We start from the raw sequence: 6,508 nt of genomic DNA on the forward strand, positions 1-6,508 counted from the left end.
CGCGAGAAGCGTTGTCTGCCACTGAGGATCAGATACATGTTGGATGAGTGTTGCGAAATCCATACTATTGATGCGCGAACAGAGAAGCGTTCGCGTATTCCTTTCTCATTTCAGCGTAGGGAATGCATCCGGCATTCCCCTCAGGCTTCTATTCTCGCAGAAGCAGAGTAAAATGGAAAAGTAGTAGGACCTATAGTATCAGACTGCTTTTGTGGTCATGCATTTATGAGCAGAGAGCGATCCATGCTCCGATGTGCATGGATCGCACATGTGAAACGGATGGTGCCGCTTTTGATGATCCTATCGATCTCCGTTGCTCGGTATGTCTGTTGCTCTGCTCTAGCGGCTTGTATCTATTTCGAGGTCGACCCGAGCCTGTAGTTCTTTGAGGCCGGGGAGGGGTTTGTTGAGATAGATAGCGCCGATTTTGATTTTGTGGAGCGCGGGCAGGTGCAGTAACGGCGTGAGATCTTGAATATATATGTAGGCACACATATTGGTGATGTTGAGTTCATTCAATAGCGAGAGCTGTGTCAGCGGGGATAGACTATTGGTCTGGCTGCTATTCAGGGCGAGCTTGCGCAGTTTTGTGAGCTGCTCTACTGGGGTGAGATCGCTGACCCCACTATAGCTCAGATCGAGCGTTTCCAGGTTGTGCAGTCCGCTCAGAGGGGTAATATTTGTGAGCTGTAACATCCCCGATAGCTTGATGGTATGCAGCCTGGTGAGGGTGCTAAGCGCAGTGATATCCTGTAAATTATCGCACCATGTGCAAAGAATTTGTTCTAGCCGTTGTGCATTTTCCAGACCATGCAGGCTGACAAGCTGCTTGCTGTGCTCGATCGTAATGGATTTGAGCATGGGGACGTTCTGTAAAGAGCGAAAACTGGTAGGTGTTGTATGGACCAGGTGTAAGCTTGTCAGGTTCGGCAGATTGGCGACGCCGCTCCAATCGAGTTGCTCATTCTGGCTGAGGGATAGTTCTGTGAGCGCAGGCAGTCCGGCCAGGGCTGAGACATCCTGTAATTCGTGGCATCCATGCACGATAAGCTTGCGTAGTGTCGTCTGTCCTTTCAAGCCGTTGAGATTTTGTCGTCCAGCATTCCTTATGAGGCTGAGTTCTTCCAGTTTGGACAGGGCCAGCAGGGGCGTCAGGTCGCAGACGTGTGTTGTCAGTGCGAGCTCAAAGCATGTCAGGCTGTCAAGCCTGGTGATCGCACTGATATCCTCAATTGGGCAATCAAACAGTCGCAATGAACGCAATGCAGGGAGATTGCTTATTCCTTCCAGGCTGGCAAGCCTGTGATCAGCCTGTATCGTCAGATTCTCCAGGCGGGGGAGATCTGTCAATCCGCGCAAGTTTGGACAATTTACTCCAATGAGCATCAGTACCTGCAACTCAGGTAGGCCACGCAATGGGGTGAGATCCTCTGGCGTTACGCAATCCTCAACTGCCTGAGTATAGAAGGCAAACCTCTTCAGGTTCGTTGCCTGCTCGATCCCATTGAAGCTCTGAAGGTGTGTACAGCCGCCAAGTTCAAGTTCTTCGAGTGAAGGGATGCGCCCAAGCTCTTGCAAATTGGTCAGGCGATTGTTGGTGCGCAGCTTGAGATGACGCAGCTTTTGCAACTGGCTCCAGGGGCCAATATGCTCTGGAAGTCCAGTGTTGGATTCAATTGTCTCTATGCTTTCCATCTCTGTCAGCGGATTAAGATCCTGAATCGCGGGACATGCGAACAGGTTGATCTCACGGACCCGCTTGAGCTGTGCCAGTGGCGTGATATCGCTAAGTTTGCCACAGTTGCGGATTTCGAGATATTCGACCTCCTGCAGTGCACTCAGCCCGCTGATATCTGTCAGCGCGTCAGCATATGAGATGATGAGCCGCTTGAGGCCAGGGAGTCCGCTGAGGGGAGCGATAGTGCGTAGGTGATTGAGGCCATGGAGATTGAGTTCGGTGAGTGCTGGCTTGTTTATCAGTCCACTGAGATCGCGTAGATTGGAGCAACCGGGCAGGATAATCTGGCGTAGCCTGCTCAGTTCGCGGAGCGGCGCAAGGCTGGTAATACGGCCACAGGCATTGAGATCAAGTACTTCTAACTGCGTCAGCGCGGCCAGCGGAGAAAGATCCTGCAGGGTGGTACATTGGTCCAGTTCCAGGCTTTCCAGCATCGTGAGATGTTGGAGGCCGGTTAGTTCCTCTACGCGGTAGAGCCGCAGATGAGTCTCGCTGTGCTTCAGGAAGAGGGGGGCCAGGACCTGCTGCGCATAGCCGTCTGGATCGGCGGCAAGCTTCCAAAGCTTTAATCCCTCTTCTATTGCGGGCAGTGTGCTGGTATTTTGTAGATAGCTGTGCAGAGCCTGGAGCGCGGATTGATCGGGAATACGGGCCAGAGCGCGCAGGCTATTGGTGCGCTGCGATCCCCAGTGGGCCGCTGCCACATTCAGATGATCTGACAGCGGCTTGATTGCCAGTTTGCCCGCCTGTGCGGCCAGTTCATCGGCGGCTTTGACCGTTTTCGGTGGTAACAACTTCTTGAGGCGTGTTTGCACGGATCGTGTGGTTTGACTGCCTGGTACGATGCTGGTAGAGGTAGGCGTTGTAGGCGTCAGAATATCGAGACAGGCGGCGGCCAGCATGTGTAGACGGATGCGCTGTTGGGCATTCTGATCTCCATCCTGGAGCAATTGTTTAATGATGTGCTCGCCTTCTTGCAGTGAGAGTTGTGGCAGCGTCGCGAGAAGCGTTGTCTGCCACTGAGGATCAGATACATGTTGGATGAGTGTTGCGAAATCCATACTATTGATGCGCGAACAGAGAAGCGTTCGCGTATTCCTTTCTCATTTCAGCGTAGGGAACGCATTCAGCATTCCCCTCAGGCTTCTATTCTCGCAGAAGCAGAGTAAAATGGAAAAGTAGTAGGACTTGTAGTATCAGACTGCTTTTGTGGTCATGCATTTATGAGCAGAGAGCGATCCATGCTCCGATGTGCATGGATCGCACATGTGAAACGGATGGTGCCGCTTTTGATGATCCTCATGTGTAAATCCAAAAATTAAACTGGTGGAATCTGTATAATTATTCTGGTGGTTCAGCCGCTTTCACATAGTGGTAGAGGTAGCGCGGGAGATCCCTAAAGTTGCACAGATTTCAGGAATCGAATTGTCTCAGACCGTGTTTTGGAAATCGAGGAGGAGAGCGATGTGATAGACTGAAAAGATGCACTTCACCGTGCTGATTCTTAATCACTTATAGGAAGTAATGATGACAGAGACACTCCTCGCCATCCATCAGGTCCGTCGACCTGATGGATGGCCGACCGCAGCACATTTTGCATTCGTCGAAGAGATACTCCCCGCGCCTGTCCCAGGCACCGCCCTGGTGGAGAACCTCTATCTCTCAGTTGATCCGTATATGCGCCGAGCTATGGATGGAAGCTGGCCGCTTCATGCTCCTTTAGAGGGGCGTTCTATTGGCCGGGTGGTGGCTTCACAGGACCCAGCGTTGGCCATCGGCGACGTGGTCTTCCACTACCAGGGCTGGCGCACACATGCGTTGGTTCAGGCTGCTGATGTTCGAATCCTCCCACAGATGCCACAGGTTCCTCTGAGCGCCTACCTCAGCATTCTCGGGGGAACGGGACTCACCGCCTATGTTGGCCTGACTCGGATTGCCCACCTGCAAGCAGGGGAGTCCATTTTTATCTCAGCGGCCTCTGGGGGTGTGGGCAACGCAGCAGGACAGATAGCCCGCCTGCTGGGAGCCAAACGCGTCATTGGCAGCACCGGCTCCGCGGACAAGGTCAACCACTTGGTCGAAACCCTCGGCTTTGATGCCGCTTTTGACTATCACGACGGGCTCATCCACGAACTCCTGGCTCAGGCGGCTCCTCTTGGCATTGATGTGGCTTTCGAGAACGTGGGTGGAGAGCATCTGGAGGCAGCAATCAGCGCGTTGCACGAGCATGGTCGTATTGCCTGGTGCGGCTTGGTGGGCGAGTATAACAGCACCCAACCTTCCACTGCTCCTCGCAATCTCTCGTTGGTCGTGAAAAAGAACCTTCGGTTGGAAGGCTTCTACGTGCGCGACTACACGGACCTGCAAAGCGAACTCGAAGCGTTCCTGATCCCTCATATCCAAACCGGGCGTGTGGTCCTGGATCAAACCATCATACAGGGGTTCGAGCACATCATTGAGGCGTTTCTCGGTATGCTTCACGGAGAGAAGCGAGGCAAGATGATGGTTCAAGTTTCCTCATTGTAAGGGTGTGTTTTGCAAAGGAAGATCCAGGTCAGCAGCAGGCAGAGCGAGCCGACGGAGAACAACACACACATCTGGACCTGAAAGACAGAATGCCAACGCGAATTCACCTGCTGTGGTCAAACCAGCACAATTTCAGCGGGTAACCCAACCTCTTTTTGTTGAGTATAAGTCGGGATATGCATCCCTTGAGAGTGTCATCTGTCCTATCTTTCTCTGGTGCATCGATCTCCGTTGCTCGGTATGTCTGTTGCTCTGCTCTAGGGGCGTGTATCTATTTCGAGGTCGACCCGAGCCTGTAGTTCTTTGAGGCCGGGGAGGGGATTGTAGAAATAGATAGCGCCGATTTTGATTTTGTGGAGCGCGGGCAGGTGCAGTAACGGCGTGAGATCTTCAATATGCCGATAGGCACACATATTGGCGATGTTGAGTTCATTCAATTGCGAGAGCTGTGTCAGCGAGGATAGACTATTGGTCTGGCTGCTCTTCAGGTTGAGCTCGCGCAGTTTTGTGAGCTGCTCTACTGGGGTGAGATCGCTGACCCCACTAGAGCTCAGATCGAGCGTTTCCAGGTTGTGCAGTCCGCTCAGAGGGGTAATATTTGTGAGCTGTGGCATCCCCGATAGCTTGATGGTATGCAGCCTGGTGAGGGTGCTAAGCGCAGTGATATCCTGTAAATTATCGCACCATGTGCAATGAATTTGTTCTAGCCGTTGTGCATTTTCCAGACCATGCAGGCTGACAAGCTGCTTGCTGTGCTCGATCGTAATGGATTTGAGCATGAGGATGTTCTGTAAAGAGCGAAAACTGGTAAGTGTTGTATCGACCAGGTGTAAGCTTGTCAGGTTTGGCAGATTGGCGACGCCGCTCCAATCGAGTTGCTCATTCTGGCTGAGGGATAGTTCTGTGAGCGCAGGCAGTCCGGCCAGGGCTGAGACATCCTGTAATTCGTGGCATCCATGCACGATAAGCTTGCGTAGTGTCGTCTGTCCTTTCAAGCCGTTGAGATTTTGTCGTCCAGCATTCATTGTGAGGCTGAGTTCTTCCAGTTCGGACAGGGCCAGCAGGGGCGTCAGGTCGCAGACGTGTGTTGTCCTTGTGAGCTCAAAGCATGTCAGGCTGTCAAGCCTGGTGATCGCACTGATATCCTCAATTGGGCAATCAAACAGTCGCAATGAACGCAATGCAGGGAGATTGCTTATTCCTTCCAGGCTAGCAAGCCTGTGATTTGCCGAAATCGTCAGATCCTCCAGGCGGGGGAGATCTGTCAATCCGCGCAAGTTTGGACAATTTACTCCAATGAGCATCAGTACCTGCAACTCAGGTAGGCCACGCAATGGGGTGAGATCCTCGGGCGCTACGCCATCCTCAACTGCCTGAGTATAGACAAACCTCTTCAGGTTCGTTGCCTGCTCGATCCCATTGAAGCTCTGAAGGTGTGTACAGCCGCCAAGTTCAAGTTCTTCGAGTAAAGGGATGCGCCCAAGCTCTTGCAAATTGGTCAGGCGATTGTTGATGCGCAGCTTGAGATGACGCAGCTTTTGCAACTGGCTCCAGGGGCCAATATGCTCTAGATGTCCAGAGGTGGATTCAATTGTCTCTATGCTTTCCATCCCTGTCAGCGGATTAAGATCCTGAAGCGCGGGACATGCGAGCAGGTTGATCTCACGGACCCGCTTGAGCTGTGCCAGCGGCGTGATATCGCTAAGTTTGTCACAGTTGCGGATTTCGAGATATTCGACCTCCTGCAGTGCACTCAGCCCGCTGATATCTCTCAGCGCGTCAGCATATGAGATGATGAGCCGCTTGAGGCCAGGGAGTCCGCTGAGGGGAGCGATAGTGCGCAGGTGATTGAGGCCATGGAGCTCGAGTTCGGTGAGTGCTGGCTTGTTTATCAGTCCACTGAGATCGCGTAGATTGGAGCAATGGTGCAGGATAATCTGGTGTAGCCTGCTCAGTTCGCGGAGCGGCGCAAGGCTGGTAATACGGCCACAGGAATTGAGATCAAGTACTTCTAACTGCGTTAGCGCGGCCAGCGGCGCGAGATCGCTGATCTTTTTGCTGTTGGGCATGCGCAATACTGTGAGCTTGCTCAAGCCTGCCAGCGGAGAAAGATCCTGCAGAGTGGTACATTGGTCCAGTTCCAGGCTTTCCAGCATCGTGAGATGTTGGAGGCCGGTTAGTTCCTCTACGCGGTAGAGCCGCAGATGAGTCTCGCTGTGCTTCAGGAAGAGGGGGGCCAGGACC

General features: G+C 52.9%; 3 protein-coding genes. 1 reads left to right on the forward strand and 2 read right to left on the reverse strand.

Annotated features, from left to right (window positions below):
• Positions 1–339: 339 nt before the first annotated feature.
• Positions 340–2,799: a leucine-rich repeat domain-containing protein gene (locus tag F1593_RS26910; protein ID WP_149404640.1), complete on the reverse strand. Its 2,460-nt coding sequence runs from the start codon at positions 2,797–2,799 to the stop codon at positions 340–342.
• 466 nt (positions 2,800–3,265) lie between these two features.
• Here F1593_RS26910 and F1593_RS26915 point away from each other — a divergent pair, with 466 nt between their 5' ends.
• A complete protein-coding gene (locus tag F1593_RS26915; protein WP_149404641.1) occupies positions 3,266–4,264 on the forward strand; it encodes an NADP-dependent oxidoreductase in 999 nt (332 codons plus the stop codon).
• 257 nt (positions 4,265–4,521) lie between these two features.
• On the opposite strand, the gene F1593_RS28770 is transcribed toward F1593_RS26915, so the two are convergent.
• The coding region (locus F1593_RS28770) for a leucine-rich repeat domain-containing protein (RefSeq protein ID WP_371873926.1) at positions 4,522–6,508 on the reverse strand (1,987 nt) is incomplete at its 5' end.

The organism is Dictyobacter arantiisoli, from assembly GCF_008326305.1.
In the GTDB taxonomy this organism is placed as follows: Bacteria; Chloroflexota; Ktedonobacteria; order Ktedonobacterales; family Ktedonobacteraceae; genus Dictyobacter; species Dictyobacter arantiisoli.

What these genes read in the sequence shown, in the direction of transcription:
- F1593_RS26910 (WP_149404640.1), bottom strand. Translation starts at nt 2,799, where the DNA reads ATGGATTTCGCAACACTCATCCAACATGTATCTGATCCTCAGTGGCAG.
- F1593_RS26915 (WP_149404641.1), top strand. Translation starts at nt 3,266, where the DNA reads ATGACAGAGACACTCCTCGCCATCCATCAGGTCCGTCGACCTGATGGA.